This is a genomic window from Actinomadura rubrobrunea NBRC 15275, assembly GCF_001552235.1.
In the GTDB taxonomy this organism is placed as follows: domain Bacteria; phylum Actinomycetota; class Actinomycetes; order Streptosporangiales; family Streptosporangiaceae; genus Spirillospora; species Spirillospora viridilutea.
Map to the genome: position 1 here is coordinate 20822 of NZ_BCQU01000067.1, position 16847 is coordinate 37668.

Here is a 16847-nt window from a genome sequence, read left to right on the forward strand (position 1 = left end):
ATCACTCCAGCGTGATATATCGGGGCTTGAAATAAGCCTTGAACTGGCCGATCGTCAGGAGAGGAGGGTGAGTGTTGTTCCACGGGTTGCGGAGATGGATCATGCCACGCTCATCGACCTTGGTCACCTCATAAGCGTGACCGTCGATGAGCCGGAAAGGGAGAAACGACTCGTCCGCACGTCTGTCACGCGTTCCGACCAGTATCGGCTTGCGGTCGTCCAGCCGCCGACGAAAGTCGGCGAGTAGCTGCTCATCGGGCGTGCGCCCCTGGCTGTCGTGCTCGGGGAACTCCACGCCTTCAGCCGGCAGACCGGTGAGCTGGGCGAGCAGTTCGGCGCGATCACGTGGTCGGCTGCCCTGGTTGAGCCGGACGTAGCCGTTCGGCGGGTCTCCGCTGTTCCCTGTGGCCTCCCACAAGCGCTTCTCCATGGCACGACGCTCATCGTCCCACGTCCGGTCGAGGCCAGCGATCGCCTTTTCCAGAACGGGCGCCCACGCGGCCTTGGTCGTCACCGAATCCGCGAACGCGGGTCGATCCGGCGCGCTGTCGAAGACCGGAAGCTCCGGTGTGACCATCAGCACGATGGACCGCCCGGTGGGCTCATAACGCATCTTCGCCGAGGAGAACCGAGTCTCGTGAAGCCGTACCTCATAGTTGCCGTCATCGGTCTCCCGAACGCAATCACGGATCGCTTCGGGACGATGCCCGGCGACCGCGCCGAGCACGGCGATGATGCCGCAGTCGTTGAGCCTCCCCTGCTTCGTCTGTTCGCGCACCGGCTCACCGTTGAACAGCGGCGTCCGCGTCCCGTCTGGACGGTCCAACGGAGTGCCGTAGCGATCCGGCACTCTCTCAGGGCGCTCCCGAGGATCCTTGTAATCCGGCCGGTCGATCCTGTCGATCAGTTCTACTGGATCGTCAGTACGGTCGATCCTGCGCAGAACCTGCCTGCCGACAATGTGCCTGAAGCGCTCAGGCAGGCGTCCCTCCACATCGTCGGTACGATCGGTCTGCGGCCAGGACTCCTGCCGTGCGGCGCCACGCTCTGCACGATGAAGATCGCCGGCCTGTGCGAAGGCCCTGCTCTCAGCGCGTGACGGTTGCCCTGAGGAGCGCGGGCTCACGCCTGGGACCGCAGTTCCTTTGTCCGAGGTCGACTGCCTGCCGACGTCCGCTGCCCTGGCTTCCCGCTTGCTTCCTCGTGTCTCGACAGCCCTTTCTGGGGGCGCCTGTGCGGCAGCTCTGCTTTCGGCACGCGACGGCCGTCCTGGAGTGCCTGGCCGGTCGGGAGGAAGTGCGGGCGCCTTGTCCGAAGCCGATGGCTTTCTGAGGCTCTCCACTTTGGAAGCCTGCCGACCAGTGCGTGCGTCAGCGCGACCTTCGGGAGGGGCCTGGGCGAAGGCTCTGCTTTCAGCACGTGACGGCCGCCTGAGGGAACCCGGCCGGTCCGGTGGAACTGGCGGCGGCTTGTCGGGATGCGTCTCCTCGACCGCCCTGGCGCGATTCTCAGTGCCTTTACCTGGGCGATCGACTGCCACGTCGCCGATCCTTTCGACTACCGCTCAGGAACCTTGTTCGCGGTCGGGCGCCTTCAGGCGGGTGCGGGCGAGTGCACAAGAGCTTACCTGAGCGGGCTACTTGCGGATCTGACGCCGTTCCGTTCGGGACCACGCCGTGACCTGCTAATTCACGTCGAGCCGAGCCATTCCCCCGGCAACCGGAGCCGCACCTCGGTACGCAGGTGGCAATCCGCGCCACTAGCCTGCCTGCGCCCCAAGAAGAGACCGGACGACTGAGGCCCAATGTATTGGCCAGGTGTCCGAAACCGTCCCCGTCTGTGCACAAGCAGCGGTCGTTGTCCTGTGAAACGGCGATCAGAAATTGGTGACGCCGGTCCTGCCATCTGACCGATGCGCCCTCCCACCGCATCCTGGAGCCTGATGCCGCGTGTCCGGCGCCGACTGCTCTTCAACGCAGGAACCCTGCACCGAACATGGGTTGCCGTCTTGTCTGTCAGGGGGCGGGGGTGAGGCGGGTGAGGGTTTGGGCGAGGCGGTCGATGAGGGCGGGGGATGTCGGGTCGGTGAGGTTGCCCAGGATGTGGATCGCCGCGCGCATCAGAGGCGGGTGGGCGATGCCCTGGCGGGCGGCCAGACGCATGATCCAGGGGTGCTCGATCGCGTTGACGAACCAGCGGCCCAGGGTGAACGGGCCGCCGAGCGTCGACCTCAGCGCCTGCGGATACGTGTACAGGACGCGCTCCCGCTGGGACGGCGTCGGCCGGGCCAGCGCCTGGACGATCACGTCGGCGGCGACCCGGGCCGAGCCGAGGGCGTAGGCGATTCCCTCCCCGTTCATCGGGTTGGCCATGCCGCCGGAGTCGCCCACCAGCAGAAGGCCGGGATAGTAGTGCGGCCGGCGGGCGAAACCCATGGGAATCGCGGCGCCGCGGGCGGGGCCCGTGGCGTTGTCGCAGGTCAGCCCCCAGGCGGGCGGGAGCGTTTCGAGCCAGGAGCGCATGAGATGGCGAGGGTCGCCGTGGGCGCGGTTCAGCAGGGCGACGCCCACGTTGCAGGTGCCGTCGCCCATGCCGAAGACCCAGCCGTAGCCCGCGGGGACGACGTCGAGGTGGCATTCGAGCATGGCGTCGTCGTGCCGCGGGCTGCGGAAGTAGCGGCGCACGGCCACCCCGACGGGACGGTCGCGGCGGGGATGCAGGCCGAGGGAGACGGCGAGACGGGACGAGGCGCCGTCGGCGGCGACGACGAGACGCGCCTCGTGGACGCCGCCGTCGGTCGCGACCCCGACGACCCGGCCGGTGCGGTCGTCCAGCAGGGGGCCGGTGACCTTGGTGCGTTCGCGGAGCACGGCGCCGCCCGCCACGGCGTGGCGGACCAGGATCTCGTCGAGGTCATGGCGGGTGCGCTGCAGCCCGAAGCAGGGGAAGGCGGTGCCGTCGGGCCAGGGCACGTCGAGTGAACGGCCCGCGGCGACCAGGCGGACGCCGCGGTTGCGCGTCCAGCCGGGACGGTCCACGTCGACGCCGAGCGTGATCAGTTCGCGCACCGCGCGGGGCGTCAGGCCGTCACCGCAGACCTTGTCGCGCGGGAAGGCGGCCTTGTCCAGCAGCAGGACGTCCAGTCCCGCCCGGGCCAGATGGCAGGCCGTCGCCGAGCCCGCCGGCCCCGCGCCGACCACGATCACATCGGTCACGGCCCGATGGTTCCCCGGCGGACGACCGCCGCGTGACGATGTGACCACATGCGGTCACGAAGAGTGGACTTCGACGGTGTTCGGGCCGGGTGTGCCGGAGGCGCGCCGCTCGTCACCGGCCGCCCTCGGCTCCGCCGCCGGAACAGCGGCGGAGCCGAGGCATCCGGTCAGTCCGGGGCGCCGCCCAGTTCCGGGACGCGGTGCCGGTAGCGCTCCAGCAGGTGCCGGTTGCGTTCGTCCCCGCCGGGGACGTTGGCGCTGGTCCAGCACGGCAGGTCGAGGCCGCGCTCGAGGGCCAGGTCGTGCAGTTCGGTCAGCAGCCGCGTCCACGCGTACGCGGCCAGGATGGTGGAGACGGCGGCGGTGCGGGGCGCGCCGGGCGGGTGGACGACGTCGCCGGGCGGCACGGCGGTGTCGATGACGATCGCGGCGTGGTCGGTCAGCCTGCTCTCCGCTCGCGCCGCGGCGCGGGCGGAGGCCGCGGGCGAGGTGAAGGCGATGACCGGGACGCCGCGTCCCATGCACTCGCGGGCGATCTCGACGGGGTAGGGGTTGCGGCCGCTGGTGGAGAACACCACCGCCACGTCCGGGGGCGACGGGTCGGCGGCGCGCGCCACCGCCTGCCCGAGGCCGGGACGGCGTTCGGCCTCGGTGCTGGCGGGGGCGTCGTTGAGGGGGAAGACGGACGGGTCCCACATCGGACGCACGCACGCCAGGCCCCCGGCGCGGTAGAACGTCTCGCACACCAGGGCCAGGGAGTGCCCGGCCCCGGCGACGTGCACGAGTCCGCCGGCGGCGACGGCTTCCAGCACCAGCGCGGCCGCGTCGCCGATCGCCTTGGCGGAGCGTCCGTCGAGGTCGTCGAGCAGTGCGCGAACCCGGGCGGGATGCCCATCAGGCATCGGGCGAAGCCTCCTTCTGGGGGTGGGGCGGTCGAGGGGACAGGGGCCGGAGCCGCAGGCGGCGAGGCCGTCAGGGCAGCCAGCCCTGCGCGGTGAGCGCCTCACGCAGCCGTGTCGCCAGGCCCTCCCGGTCGAGGAAGTCGGTGATCGTGAGGACGACGGGCGCCAGGTCGGCGATCTCCGCGGTGTGCATGCCCTGGCCGATGACGACGTCGGGGCTCATCCCCCGGGCCGTGGAGATGTCGGTGTTCTCCACCCGGGCGTCCACGCCGAGAGAGCGCAGCGCGTCCTCGGCGGTCATCTTCAGCATGAGGCTCGACCCCATGCCGACGCCGCAGACGGCCAGCACTTCGAGCCTGCGGTCCAGTGCCATGTTCGCTCCTTCGTCTTTTCGGGGGGCGGTGTTACGCGCCGGAGACGGCCTCGGCGCCCTTGCCCGTGCCGGCGTCCTTGCCGGGCTGCTCGCCCGCGGCGGCCTGCCGGCGGCTCTCGCGGCGGCCGAGGACGATCAGGGTGGCGACGGTCGCGGCCAGCGCCACGACCGGGACGGCCCAGACCGCGGCGCCGCCCACCAGGGGGTCGGCGGCCTTGAGCAGCCAGGCGATCGCGTACCAGTCGGGGTCGGCGAGGGTGGCCAGCTCGGGCGCGGTCCGCTCGAACAGGCCCCAGGTGACGGCCTGCCCGACGGCCAGGGTCAGCCCGGTGACCACGCCGCCGATGACGGCGCCGCGCCAGCCCGCCACCGCGTTGCCGAACAGCGCGGCCGCGCCGCCCACGAAGAACAGCATGATCATGGGCGGGACCAGGGTGAACCAGCCCGCGGCGGCGAAGACCGCCACGCACCCCAGGAACACCGCCAGCGCGGCCACGAACCCGATCATGACGGCGGTGGGCGCGACCGGGAAGACGGTCGGGGCGTCCAGCGCGGGCCGGGTGCCGGGGATCACCCGGTCGCTGAAGCCCTTGAACGCGGGCACGATCTCGGCGAGGAACATCCGCACGCCGAACAGCAGGATCGCGATGCCGCCCGCGAAGCGCAGGCCCACCAGCAGGCCCCACACCCACGACGACAGCTTGTCGTCCATCTCGGCGGCCTGCTCGGCCACGACGGCGTCGTCGGCGAACGCCACCGCCAGGAGCATGATCACGCAGATGATGAGGGCGGTGCTGACGTTGATGTCCTTGAAGAACGACAGCTGGCGCGGCAGCGAGAGCTTCTCGGTGTCGTGCCGCTCGCGGTCCCCGAACGGGCGGGCCGCGTACCCGGTGACGACCGCGGCGAGCGAGCTGGTGTGGGCGAACCCGAACCGGTCGTCCGGCATGACGCGGCGCATCAGCGGCCGCATCCACAGCGGCTGCAGCGTCCAGTAGGCGGCGACGAACCCGGCCCCGCACAGCACGAGGGTGAGCTGGTCGGCGTCCGGCGCGATGGTGACCAGCGCCGCCCCCGTGACGGTGCTGATCCAGAACATCAGGTGCCCGGTCAGGTACAGGTACCGGGCCGCCGGGAACAGCCGCACGAGCAGGACGTGCACCAGGAACGCCACGGTGATCACCAGGGCGACCGTGCCGCCCTGGCGGGACAGGAACTCGGCCAGGGTGTGGTCGGCCTTGGGCGGGTTCGTGCCCATGGCGCTGGCCAGCACGGTCTGGAAGCTGGTCAGCCCGCCGGTGAACACCTCCACGCCGATGAAGAGGATGACCACGCCGATCGTGGCGCGCAGCGCGCCCGCCAGCACGTCCTCCAGGCGCTTGCGCTGCAGCAGCAGCCCGATGAGCGTGATCAGTCCGATGAGGACGGGCACCTGGCCGAACACGTTGTCGGCCAGGAAGGTGAGGACGTCTTTGACGATGTCCATGGGGGGGTCACCTCGCGTTGTCGGGGACGTAGAGGCGGATGTCGTCGACCAGCGCCGATCCCTCGTAGTAGTTCAGGTGCGGGTCGCCGATGATGAACGAGTCGGGGTAGGCCGAGCCCTTGGGCCAGGTGTGCTCGGTGACGTACGTCCCGGCGGGACCGGTGTGCAGCAGCCTGCGGTCGAAGCGGCCGTCGTATTCGCCGGGGGTCTGGTTGTAGTGCCAGATCGGACGGCCGTCCTCCACGAACTTGTGGTGGACGCGCAGCGTGGTCTGGCCGATGTGGCGGAACGGGCCGCTCATTTCCAGCGTGTAGCCGGAGTCGTCGCGTTCCACCGCGAATCGGTAAGCGGCCTTGGGCAGCAGCTCGGGCTGCAGCTCAACGCTGGTGAGGTGCCCGTAAAAGCGGTTGCCCGGCCCGTACGGCCGGTCCATGGAGACGTTCCCGCACGGAGTCTTGATGTAGTACTCGTTGCTGATGTTGTTGTTGGCGGCCTCGCGGAACTTGTCGCCGCGGACGAACAGGGCGTTGACGCCGTTGAAGGAGCCGTCGAACGTGCGGTAGATCTTCCGGGTCTTCGGATTGCAGGTGCCGGCGTTCTTCCAGCGCTCGTCGTCGCTGTAGTAGCCGTCCATGATGACCTTGCGCCGGAAGTGGATGCCGGGGTTGCCGTGCGGCGCCGGCGTCGCGTAGTCGAGAATCGTCAGGTAATAGAAGCCGTTCTCCCGGGTGACGTCGGGATACTCGCACCGGGATTTGCCGGGGAGGGCGCCCCAGAACGTCCACGGAAAGCGGGTCTTGCAGGGCTCGCGGGTGTACCCGTTGTGCTTGCCGTCGTAGTCGAAGGTGCCGTTCCGCTTGCCGCCGAAGTCGATGCCGCGCAGGGTCATCTCCACGCGGTACCGCCGCGGCAGCGGACGGGTGGGGCGGATGAGCACCCCGGCGTCCCAGCTCGGCTCGTGGATGCGCGCGACCTTCTCCCCGTCCGGCAGCGTCGCGTTGGCCAGTCCCGGCCGGGAGTCGGGACGGCCGTCGCGGTCCTTGTCCACGGCGGCGATCTCGGCGGTGAGCCAGCCGTTCCGGCCGAACGCCACGCGCTTGCGGAACACGTTCAGCGTGGCGAGCCGCCGTTCGAACTCGGGTCCGCTGATCTTCTTCCACGCCTCGCCGTCGTCGTCGAACGCGTCGACGTGCCACGGGCTGCGCGGCCCCTGCGGGTCCAGACGCCACGGCGCCCGGTCGACCGGCAGGGGCCGGTCGAAGTCCTCCCGGGCGACCAGCGTCCAGCCCTTGCGTCCGACGCCGCCGGCCCCTCGTGCGGCGGCCTCGGACGCGTCCTCCGCGGCGACCGGCCGGGCGGCGGGGGCCGCCGCCATGGCGGTCGCCCCCGCCGCCGCCGCCATGGTGACCTTCCAGCATCTCCTCAAGGCGTGGCCCTCCCTCTCCTCGAGCATCGGACGATGCGCTGCGCCCCCGGGGTCGCCGCGACCCGGCGCGCCGTGGTCGCGGCCGTGCGCTTTCAATGTGGTCCGCCCCTATCGGGACGGCGGTGCAGTGGTATTGACCAGTTGGGGGTTGCGAAGGGGGGAGCGGGGATCGCCCCGCCGCTCGGACGCCCGGGTCGAAGGCCCCTCCCGGACGGCCGGGCGGCCGCTAGTCGCCGGGCGGTCTGAGCTCCAGTTCCAGTCGGTAGCGGTCCCCGCGGTAGACCGAGCGGACGAACTCCACGGGCCTGCCCCGGTCGTCGCGGGTCAGCCGTTCGAACAGGAACGCCGGTGCGTGCACCGGCACGCCCAGGATGTCGGCCTCCTCCGGCGTGGTGACGGTCGGCTCGATCGTCTCCGAGCCGGAGGCCAGCGCGACGCCGTGCTCGCGCAGCAGTTCGTAGAACGACCCTCCTTCCAGGTCCTCGCGCCGCAGGCCGGGCAGCAGCGCGCGGGCCATGTGCAGCGTCTCGATGGCCATGGGCGAACCGTCCGCCAGCCGCAGCCGCCGAATGGTGAAGACCTCTTCCCCCGGCGACAGCGACAGCCTCCGGCCGATCTTGGCCCCGGCCGGCTCGACCGCGAACGACAGGACCCGCCCGCCGGGCTTCATCCCGCGCCGGATCATGTCCTCGGTGAAGGACGTCATGGTCAGGGGCACCGCGATGCGGGGTTCGGCGACGTAGGTGCCGCTGCCGTGGCGGCGCTCCAGCCGCCCCTCGGCGACCAGCCGGTCGATCGCCGCCCGCAGCGTCGGCCGCGACACGCCCAGCTCTTCGGCCAGGCGCCGCTCGGACGGCAGCGCGTCGCCGACCTCCAGCTCGTCCAGCATGGCGAGCAGCTCCCGCCGCACCGCGCGCCGTTTCGTCGGCGTTCCCTGCGTTCCGTCATCGGATCGCAGGCCACCCGCGCCTTTCACCGTCGTTCCCATCGCCGACCACGGTACGGCGGGTCATCGAAGTGGTCAATACCACTTTCCGCGCCACGGAAGCCCCCGCCCAAGGCCCCGCCTGCCCGCGCGGACTCATCGATGGATCCGCGGTCTCCCATGCGGGGAATGGGGGCGTTTCTCTGTATGTTGTACGGAATTACCGTCCACCTCCGAAGGGAGCACGCCCATGTCCGGTTTCGACGCCGACGCCGAGTTCGATCGCCAGGTGCGGACGCTGCTGGAGCGCGGCCACCCCGCGGCCGCGGGCATGACGCCCGAGGAGTTCGGCGCGCTGCTCGAACCTCTGCGCGCGGCCGTGACCGCGCGGGCCGCGGCGATGGCGCCGCCGGAGGAGGGCCGCGTGCCGTTCGTCCTGGTGGTCACCAGGGAGGTGGTGCCTCCGGAGCGGGCCGTCGCCCTCACCACGCTGGCCGGGCGCGGCGCGCCCGGCGTCGTCGACCGCAACTTCGCCGACGGCGACCTTGCCCGCTTCGTCCCGACCGGGGAGGCGGCGCCGCCCGACGCGCGCGCCTACGCGCTGTTCGACGTCGACCGGGGCGAGGAGTTCCGCGGCGCGGTGCCCGAGGACGCCCTCGCCGCGATCGCCGGGCGGGGCCGCACGCCGTTGACGATCGAGGAGGGCATCGCACTGATCACCCAGTACCCGGCGGTGCTGGCCAAGAACAAGTGCTTCTCGCTGGGCGGCTCCCGGTGCGGCGACCGCCGCGTCCCCGCCCTCTGGATCAGCCGGAACGCGCCCAAGCTCGGCTGGTGCTGGGCGGGCAACCCGCACACCTGGCTCGGCATGGCCTCGGCCGCCGCGCGCGCCGCAGCCCCGCGGTGACGGCCCGCCCCGAATCTGGGTGTTGACGGGGTGGTCCAGAGCGGTCTAGACCGGTTAGGACCGGCAATCGATCTTCGTCCCGGAAGGAGCCGGATGCTCCCCCACAGCCGACGCCTGCTCCCCACCGTCCTGCTCCCCACCGTCCTGACCGCCGCGGTCGGCCTGACGCTCGCGGTGCCCGGCGGGTCCGCGGCCGCGGCCCCGAGGCACCGTCCCTGCGATCCCGCGGGCCTCCTCGCCCGGATGACGGACGCGGAGAAGGTCGGGCAGATGGTCATGGCCATCACCCATGACGGGCCCGACGGGATGCCGAACGAGGAGACCCGGCGGTCGATCCAGGACCTGAAGATCGGGTCCGTCATCACCTCCGAGCCCCGGACGCCCGAGCTGGCCGCCCGCTACGCCAACCAGGTGCAGCGGTGGGCGGCCGACACCCGGCTGGGCCTGCCGCTGCTGGTGTCCGGCGACTTCGAGTTCGGCACCACGCACAACGTCCGCGAGGGCACCACGCCGCTGCCGAACGCGATGGGCCTCGGCGCCGCCCGCGACCCCCGGCAGGCGCGCGCCGCCGCGGTCATCACCGCGGCCGAGGCCCGGGCCATGGGGTTCCACTGGAACTACGCGCCGGTCGCCGACGTCAACACCAACCCGCGCAACCCGATCATCGGCGTGCGGTCGTTCGGCGAGGACCCCGCGCTGGTGAGCCGGTTGACGGACGCGCAGGTCCGGGCCTACCGGGCCGCCGGGGTCATCGCGACGCCCAAGCACTTCCCCGGGCACGGCGACACCGAGACCGACAGCCATCTCGGCCTGCCCTCCGTCGGCTACGACCGTGCCACGCTGGACCGCGTGCACCTGCCGCCGTTCCGCGCCGCGATCGCCGCCGGGGCGGACGCCGTCATGACCGCGCACGTGGTGGTCAAGGCCGTCGACCCCGACCTGCCCGCCACGCTGTCGCCGAAGGTGCTGACCGGGCTGCTGCGCGGCGAGCTGGGCTACCGCGGGCTGATCGTCACCGACGGCATGGACATGGACGCCATCGCCAAGAACTGGGGCACCCGCGAGGCCACCGTCATGGCGGTCAAGGCGGGCGCCGACGTCATCATGTCGACCGGCGCGTACGACACCCACGTGGACGCGGTGGACGCGCTGCTGGACGCGGTCCGCTCGGGCGAGCTGCCGCGGGCGCGCGTGGACGCGTCGGTGCGGCGCGTGCTGGAGCTGAAGTGCGCGTACGGCGCGTTCGAGCGCCGCTACGTCAGCCCGGAGGCCGCCGAGAAGGTGGCGGGCAACGCGGTGTTCCGGCGGCGCGCCCTCGACATGGGCGTCGCGGCGACCACGCTGGTGAAGAACGAGGGCGACGTGCTGCCGTTCGACCGGCGGGCGCGGGCGCGCACGCTGGTCGCCGGGGTGGTGCAGACCGACGAGCTCGCGCGGGCCGTGGCCGACGTCGCCGCCGGGCCGGTGACGTCGTGGCAGGCCGCCACGACCGACCCGACCGACGCGGAGATCGCCGAGGCGGTGCGGCGCGCGCGGAAGGCCGACCGCGTGCTGGTCGCCACGTACTCCTCCGGCGCCCTGCCGGAGGGCCAGGCCGAGCTGGTGCGCGCGCTGCAGGCGACCGGCAAGCCGGTCGCGGCGATCGCGACGGGGCTGCCGTACGACATCGCGTCCTACCCCGACGTCAAGGCGTACGTGGCGAGCTACGCCACCACGGCCCGCACGCAGCGGGTCGACATGACGATGCACCGGGCGGCGGCCGAGGTGGTGTTCGGCAGGCAGCCGGGCGGGCGGCTGCCGGTGTCGATCGCCGGGCTCTACCCGTACGGGCACGGCCTGCGCTACTGACCGCCGGTCGTCCGTGGTCGAAACCGCCGACCCGATGACCACCCCCGGCCAGCGCCGCCCGTGGGGGGCTAAGGCGGCGCTGGCGCCGGCGGGGGGTGTGGGGGGTGGCTCAGTGGTCGCGGTCGGTCACCAGGTCGGCCAGGGCGCGCAGCTCGGCGCGGGGGCGGTCGGCGGGGGCGGCGGCGTCCAGCGCGGCGAACGCCTCGGCCTTCAGGCGGCGGGCGCGCCGCCGCGCCCAGGCCCGGCCGCCCGCCTCGTCGACCAGCGCGGCGGCGCGGGCGGCCTCCTCCTCCGACATCGGGCCGTCCCGCAGGTACAGGCGCGACAGCGCGTCGCCCGCCCGGGTGCCCGACGCCAGGGCGGCCACCACCGGCAGCGACTTCTTGCGGCTGCGCAGGTCGGAGTGGACGGGCTTGCCGGTGACCGCAGGGTCGCCCCAGATGCCCAGCAGGTCGTCGACGAGCTGGAACGCCAGGCCGATCCGTTCGCCGAACCGCCGCAGCGCCCCGACCCGCGGCGGCTCGGCCCCCGCGTACGCGGCGCCGAGCGCGCACGAGGCGGCCAGCAGCGCGCCGGTCTTGCGGCCGGCCATGCGCAGGCATTCGGGCACGTCCACGTCGGTGCGCTCCTCGAACGCCACGTCCGCGCACTGGCCCTCCACCAGGTCCAGCACGGCGCGGCCGAGGGCGCGGACGGCCGCGGCGGCCACGCCGTCCGACCTCCCGGCCGACGGCGGCCCGGCGCCGCCGTCGGCCGCGTCCGCCAGGCTCGCGAAGGCGCAGGCCAGCAGGGCGTCCCCCGCCAGGATCGCCGCGTTCGCCCCGAACACGCTCCACGCCGTGGGCCGGTGGCGGCGGGTGCGGTCGCGGTCCATCACGTCGTCGTGCAGCAGGGAGAAGTTGTGCGTCAGCTCGACGGCGACCGCGGCGGGCAGGCCGTCGACGGCGGAGCCGCCGACGGCCTCGGCCGACAGCAGCGCCAGCGCCGGGCGCAGCGCCTTGCCCGCGCCGCCGGCGGCGGGCCGCCCGTGCTCGTCCTGCCAGCCGAAGTGGTAGGCGGCGACGGCCCGCACGCCGTCGGGCATGGCGTCGACCGCCGCGCGCAGGGCCGGGCCGATCAGGGCGCGGCTCCACGCCAGCACCTCGGCGGCCGGGCGGGGCGGATCCGCCGGGGGCGCGGGCACGGCGCTCATCGGCCGACCTCCACGTTCTCCAGCATCCCCAGCGCGTCGGGCACCAGCACCGCGGCCGAGTAGTAGGCGCTGACCAGATAGGACGCGACGGCCCGCGCGTCCACTCCGGTGAAGCGCACCGACAGGCCGGGCGCCACCTCGTCGGGGACGCCGGTCCGCCGGAGGCCGACCACGCCCTGCTCGTCCTCGCCGAGGCGCATCGCCAGGATCGCGGTGGTGCCGCGGGGGCTGACGGGGATCTTGTCGCACGGCAGCAGCGGCACCCCGCGCCAGGCGTGCACGCGCCGCCCGTCCACCTCGACCGGACGCGGGTAGGCGCCGCGCTTGGTGCACTCGCGGCCGAACGCGGCGATCGCACGCGGATGCGCCAGGAGCACCCGCGTCCCCCGGCGGCGGCTCAGCAGCTCGTCCATGTCGTCGGGCGTGGGCGGCCCCTCGCGGGTGGGGATGCGCTGCCGCAGGTCGACGTTGTGCAGCAGGCCGAACTCCCGGTTGTTGATCATCTCGCGTTCCTGTCGCTCGCGCAGCGCCTCGACGGTCAGCCGCAGCTGCTCCTCGAGCTGGTCGTGCGGGCCGTTGTAGAGGTCGGCGACGCGGGTGTGGACGCGCAGCAGCGTCTGCGCCACGCTCAGCTCGTATCCGCGGGGCTGGAGCTCGTAGTCGACGAACGTGCCGGGGAGCACCGGCTCCCCCTGGTGCCCGGACGCCAGCTCGATCGCCGCCTCGCCGTGCTTGTTGTGCGGAGGCGGGGACGCCGACCGGCGCTCGTCCAGGTGGGCGCGCAGCGCGTCGCACCGGCCGGTCAGCTCCTCGATGGCGGCGCGCGGCAGCGTCAGCACGGTGCAGGGGGTGAGCGCCCGCACGGTGGACGTCCAGCGTTCGTCGCCGCCCAGCAGGGCGCGGCCGCCGAAGAACGCGCCGTCGGTCACCACTCCGAGCCGGGTGAGGCCGCCGTACTCCCCGCAGCCCAGCACGGCGGCCTTGCCGTGCGCGATCAGCACGACCCGGTCGACCGGCCGCCCGGCCTCCACGATCGTGTCGCCGGGCTCGTGGCGGCGCTGGACGAACCGTCCGGCCAGGGCCGCCAGGACCTCGGGGTCGTCCAGGCCGCGCAGCGCCGGAAGCTCGGTCAGCTCGGGCGGGACGACCCGCACGTCCTCCCCGGTGACCACGAACGACACCCGGCCGTCGCCGAGCCGGTAGGTCAGCCGCCGGTTCACCCGGTACGTCCCGCCGGGCACCTGCACCCACGGCAGCACGCGCAGCAGCCACCGCGGCGTGCCGCCCTGCGTCTGCGGCCTGGACTTCGTCGTGGTCGCCAGATTGCGCGCCGCCGCCGTGCCCAGACTCGACCGTTCCACCGTCACGGGCCGCTCCCTCCCGCCGTGCGCACGCCCGCTCAGGCGGCCGCGCCGTCGGCGGCGTGGGCGACCTCGACGCTGTCGAGCACGCCGAGCGCGTCGGGCACCAGGACCGCGACCGAGTAGTAGACGCTGACCAGGTAGGAGATGATGGCCCGCTCGTCGATGCCCATGAACCGCACCGACAGGCCCGGCTGGTACTCGTCGGGGATGCCGGTCTGGTGCAGGCCGATCACGCCCTGCGCCGCCTCGCCGGTGCGCATCAGCAGGATCGAGCTGGCCCCCGCGGCGCTGACCGGGATCTTGTTGCACGGGTAGATCGGCACGCCGCGCCAGGCGGGGATCCGGTGTCCGCCGGTGTCGACGGTGTCGGGGTAGACGCCGCGCTTGGTGCACTCGCGGCCGAACGCGGCGATCGCGCGGGGATGCGCCAGGAAGAACGCCGGCTCCTTCCACACCAGCGACAGCAGCTCGTCCATGTCGTCGGGGGTGGGCGGGCCGCTGCGGGTGGGGATGCGCTGGCGCAGGTCGGCGTTGTGCAGCAGCCCGAAGTCGGGATTGTTGATCAGCTCGTGCTCCTGCCGCTCGCGCAGCGCCTCGATGGTCAGCCGCAGCTGCTGCTCGACCTGGTCCATCGGCTTGTTGTAGAGGTCGGCGACGCGGGTGTGCACGCGCAGCACGGTCTGCGCCACGCTCAGCTCGTATTCGCGGGGGTGGAGCTCGTAGTCGACGAACGTGCCGGGCAGCACCGGCTCCCCCTGGTGCCCGGACGCCAGCTCGATCGCCGCCTCGCCGTGCTCGTTGCGCGGCGGCTCGGCGACGTCGCGGGCCTGCGCCAGGTGCCGCCGCAGCGACTCGGAGTTCTCCCGGACCCGCCGGACGTCCTCGGCGCTGAGCTCCAGCACCGTGCAGCGGGTCAGGGCGCGGTAGGTGTGCTCCCAGCGGCCCTGCTCCTCCAGCAGCGCGGTGTGGCCGAAGAACCGGCCGTCGCCGCGCACGCCGAGCACCGCCTCGTCGCCGTACTCGCCGGCGCCGATCTGGTTGACCTTGCCGTGGGCGATCAGGACCACCCGGTCGACGGCGTGCCCGGCCTCGGCGATCGTCTCGCCGGGCGCGTACTCGCGCTGGACGAAGCGGTCGGCCAGCGTCCGCAGCGTGTACTCGTCGTCATAGCCGCGCAGCGGCGGCAGCTCGCCGAGCTCCTGCGGGACGACCCGCACGTCGGAGCCCTCGACGACGAAGGTGACGATGCCGTCGCCGACGGTGTAGGTGAGCCGCCGGTTCACCCGGTACATCCCACCGGACGCCTGCACCCACGGCAGCAGCTTCAGCAGCCACCGCGAGGTGATGCTCTGCATCTGGGGGACGGACTTGGTCGTCGTCGCCAGGTTGCGCGCAGCGGTCGTCGCAAGGCTGACCTGCTGTTCGGTCACTCTCCACCACCGATCCGTCGTCGCCAGGGGGAAGACCGCGATTCGCCAAGACACCCGCCGACCGTCCCCCGGAAAACGCGCAGGGAAATGCCGTGGGCGCTGCTTTCGAATACGCGGGCCGCATCCGCCAGCGAAGCTACCCACCGTAATCAGTCGAACGCAACGGGATACTTCCCTTACCCCTGATTTACCTGCGGCACGGCGTCCTCACCGGTCACAAGCGATCTCGCGACGCACGGCGCACACGCCGTCACCGCGCCCCCGCCTCGTCTTTTCGGGCATGGACGACACCGAAATTCGACTGTTCCGCATCACCGTGCCCTGGAGAAAAATCTGGCCACGCCGCCACTGGCGCGCCTCCCCCGCCTCTCCGCCAAGGGATATCCGTGCGCACCTGGGGCTCCGCCCCCAATGCCCCGGCGGCCGTCCCCTGTGGCTCGACGGCCTACCGCCCGGGCCGCGCGCGGCAAATCCCGCGCATGCGCACGTCGTCTGGTTGCATGCGGACATGGGCCGACGGATTCGGCGTCTTGTCGTGGGGACAGACGTCTATTACTGGAGCGCGAGACATGCTCACACGCGCAGTTCGGACGGCGCGCGCGTCGACTGCCGCGAGATGCTCACCGTTCGCCGGGAGGGCGCGCCTGGGCGATTGGTCATCGTGTTCCGGGCGGGACCAGGTCGCCTTGTCGCCGACGGCCTCCTTCATGACGGCGGTGTCGCCCGAGGAGACGACGACGCCTATCTCAACCTGCATCGTCCCGGAGTGGCGCGGGCGCTGCTGGACGAGGCGCTCGACCGAGGCCATGGGTTCGACGCCGGGACGGTCGAGATCGACGGCTGGGATCTGCTGGACGGCGCCCTGGCGCGCCTGCCCTCCCCGGACGAGCCCGCCCCGGCCCCGCACAAATGATGATCAGTGCTCGGCGACCAGCCGGGCGGGGAGCGCAGCAGAAGCTCGGGCGGCGTGGGCGCGGGGCCGAGAGCACGCGGTTCCGTCACTCCGCACCCTCGTCTCGGCCGTGCCCCGGCTCCCGCGTTGGCCGATTCACGGCGGATCAGCTTCGTCACACCGCGACGTCCGTCGCCGCTTCCTCCCCGCGCATCCCGGCCGCCACTTCGGCCGCCGCGCATCACTGGCACAAGGCCGTTCCACCACGCCGTGACGGACTAGTCGGACGCTCCGCCCTTGGCGTCGTCGCCCTTGCCCTCCGTCAGGGTGTCGTTCGGGGAGCCGGCGGCGTCGGCGACGTCCGTCTCGTCGGGCAGCTCGGGCAGCTTCTGGGTGCGTCCCGGATCGCCTTCGACCTTCAGCGGCCCGTCCTCGGGAATCTGCAGAAGGGCCTGGGTGACCTGCGCCTCCTTGGTGATGATGCCGCTGGCCAGGACGGTGTTGCGGTGCCGCAGCGCGCCGTTCTCGCGCAGCAGGTCGTCGTTCTCGCGCCGCAGCCGGGTGATCCGCTTGGCCGTCCGCAGGTGCACGAGGAAGCCGCCGACGGCCAGGCCGAGGATGAAGCCCGAGAGGACGGGGATCCACATCGCCGCGGCCGCCGCGGCGGCCAGCGCGACGACGGCCGCAAGAGCGCCAAGGTGCTGTTCCACCCGGTCCAGGACGGCGTTGACGCGCTTGGGAATCCTCACTCGGCTCTCTCCTCCGGTTCTGCCGTTGCGTGCTCGTCCGGCACCCCGCGCGCCGCGCCCCTCGCCGCCGTCGACCGCACCGCCGGCGGCGTCTGCGGCGTCGGCGTTCCGCGGCGGGCGTGGCCGCGGGGCCGGGCG

General features: G+C 72.6%; 14 protein-coding genes. 3 read left to right on the forward strand and 11 right to left on the reverse strand.

What is annotated here, in order from left to right:
• Nucleotide 1: 1 nt before the first annotated feature.
• From AR3_RS20150 to AR3_RS32645, 7 genes are all read right to left on the reverse strand, one after another.
• Nucleotides 2-994, reverse strand: coding sequence for a calpain family cysteine peptidase (locus AR3_RS20150; protein ID WP_067915791.1), 993 nt, complete (start codon nucleotides 992-994; stop codon nucleotides 2-4).
• A 1021-nt stretch (nucleotides 995-2015) separates the two neighbouring features.
• Nucleotides 2016-3215, reverse strand: coding sequence for a geranylgeranyl reductase family protein (locus AR3_RS20155; protein ID WP_227023075.1), 1200 nt, complete (start codon nucleotides 3213-3215; stop codon nucleotides 2016-2018).
• 167 nt (nucleotides 3216-3382) lie between these two features.
• On the reverse strand, nucleotides 3383-4117 hold the full coding sequence (locus AR3_RS20160; RefSeq protein WP_067915793.1) for a sugar isomerase domain-containing protein: 735 nt from the start codon (nucleotides 4115-4117) through the stop codon (nucleotides 3383-3385).
• Between the two features lie 70 nt (nucleotides 4118-4187).
• Complete coding sequence (locus AR3_RS20165; RefSeq protein ID WP_067915794.1) at nucleotides 4188-4490, reverse strand: PTS sugar transporter subunit IIB; 303 nt, start codon at nucleotides 4488-4490, stop codon at nucleotides 4188-4190.
• A 31-nt stretch (nucleotides 4491-4521) separates the two neighbouring features.
• Nucleotides 4522-5976, reverse strand: a complete 1455-nt coding sequence (locus tag AR3_RS20170; protein WP_067915795.1) for a PTS ascorbate transporter subunit IIC — start codon at nucleotides 5974-5976, stop codon at nucleotides 4522-4524.
• A 7-nt stretch (nucleotides 5977-5983) separates the two neighbouring features.
• Nucleotides 5984-7429 carry a hypothetical protein gene (locus AR3_RS20175; protein WP_174545464.1) on the reverse strand — a complete coding sequence of 482 codons (1446 nt, stop codon included), beginning with the start codon at nucleotides 7427-7429 and terminating at the stop codon, nucleotides 5984-5986.
• 199 nt (nucleotides 7430-7628) lie between these two features.
• Nucleotides 7629-8390: a GntR family transcriptional regulator gene (locus tag AR3_RS32645; RefSeq protein WP_083951709.1), complete on the reverse strand. Its 762-nt coding sequence runs from the start codon at nucleotides 8388-8390 to the stop codon at nucleotides 7629-7631.
• A 187-nt stretch (nucleotides 8391-8577) separates the two neighbouring features.
• Between AR3_RS32645 and AR3_RS20185 the strand changes: the two genes are divergently transcribed.
• Nucleotides 8578-9234, forward strand: coding sequence for a DUF5701 family protein (locus tag AR3_RS20185; RefSeq protein ID WP_067915797.1), 657 nt, complete (start codon nucleotides 8578-8580; stop codon nucleotides 9232-9234).
• Nucleotides 9235-9327: 93 nt separating this feature from the next.
• Nucleotides 9328-11082 carry a glycoside hydrolase family 3 protein gene (locus AR3_RS20190; protein WP_067915798.1) on the forward strand — a complete coding sequence of 585 codons (1755 nt, stop codon included), beginning with the start codon at nucleotides 9328-9330 and terminating at the stop codon, nucleotides 11080-11082.
• 109 nt (nucleotides 11083-11191) lie between these two features.
• Here AR3_RS20190 and AR3_RS20195 read toward each other — a convergent pair whose 3' ends face one another.
• Genes AR3_RS20195 through AR3_RS20205 form a run of 3 tightly spaced genes read right to left on the reverse strand, consistent with a single transcriptional unit; the run spans nucleotide 11192 to nucleotide 15068 of the window.
• Nucleotides 11192-12274, reverse strand: coding sequence for a family 2 encapsulin nanocompartment cargo protein polyprenyl transferase (locus AR3_RS20195; protein WP_067915799.1), 1083 nt, complete (start codon nucleotides 12272-12274; stop codon nucleotides 11192-11194).
• The gene (locus AR3_RS20200) at nucleotides 12271-13641 is read right to left on the reverse strand and encodes a family 2B encapsulin nanocompartment shell protein (protein ID WP_067915800.1); all 1371 of its coding nucleotides are present in this window, start codon (nucleotides 13639-13641) and stop codon (nucleotides 12271-12273) included. Before AR3_RS20200 ends, AR3_RS20195 begins: the two co-directional genes overlap by 4 nt.
• Nucleotides 13642-13673: 32 nt before the next feature.
• Nucleotides 13674-15068 carry a family 2B encapsulin nanocompartment shell protein gene (locus AR3_RS20205; RefSeq protein WP_067915801.1) on the reverse strand — a complete coding sequence of 465 codons (1395 nt, stop codon included), beginning with the start codon at nucleotides 15066-15068 and terminating at the stop codon, nucleotides 13674-13676.
• A 280-nt stretch (nucleotides 15069-15348) separates the two neighbouring features.
• Between AR3_RS20205 and AR3_RS31780 the strand changes: the two genes are divergently transcribed.
• The gene (locus tag AR3_RS31780) at nucleotides 15349-15981 is read left to right on the forward strand and encodes a hypothetical protein (protein WP_217998666.1); all 633 of its coding nucleotides are present in this window, start codon (nucleotides 15349-15351) and stop codon (nucleotides 15979-15981) included.
• Nucleotides 15982-16238: 257 nt separating this feature from the next.
• Here AR3_RS31780 and AR3_RS20215 read toward each other — a convergent pair whose 3' ends face one another.
• Entirely contained in the window at nucleotides 16239-16709 is a 471-nt protein-coding gene (locus tag AR3_RS20215) for a hypothetical protein (protein ID WP_067915803.1), read from the reverse strand.
• Nucleotides 16710-16847 lie beyond the last annotated feature (138 nt).

Excerpts from the sequence above, each read along its gene's own strand:
- AR3_RS20170 (WP_067915795.1), bottom strand. The coding sequence starts at position 5,976 with ATGGACATCGTCAAAGACGTCCTCACCTTCCTGGCCGACAACGTGTTC.
- AR3_RS20190 (WP_067915798.1), top strand. The coding sequence starts at position 9,328 with ATGCTCCCCCACAGCCGACGCCTGCTCCCCACCGTCCTGCTCCCCACC.
- AR3_RS20175 (WP_174545464.1), bottom strand. The coding sequence starts at position 7,429 with ATGCTCGAGGAGAGGGAGGGCCACGCCTTGAGGAGATGCTGGAAGGTC.
- AR3_RS20185 (WP_067915797.1), top strand. The coding sequence starts at position 8,578 with ATGTCCGGTTTCGACGCCGACGCCGAGTTCGATCGCCAGGTGCGGACG.
- AR3_RS20160 (WP_067915793.1), bottom strand. The coding sequence starts at position 4,117 with ATGCCTGATGGGCATCCCGCCCGGGTTCGCGCACTGCTCGACGACCTC.
- AR3_RS20165 (WP_067915794.1), bottom strand. The coding sequence starts at position 4,490 with ATGGCACTGGACCGCAGGCTCGAAGTGCTGGCCGTCTGCGGCGTCGGC.
- AR3_RS20195 (WP_067915799.1), bottom strand. The coding sequence starts at position 12,274 with ATGAGCGCCGTGCCCGCGCCCCCGGCGGATCCGCCCCGCCCGGCCGCC.
- AR3_RS32645 (WP_083951709.1), bottom strand. The coding sequence starts at position 8,390 with ATGGGAACGACGGTGAAAGGCGCGGGTGGCCTGCGATCCGATGACGGA.
- AR3_RS31780 (WP_217998666.1), top strand. The coding sequence starts at position 15,349 with ATGGACGACACCGAAATTCGACTGTTCCGCATCACCGTGCCCTGGAGA.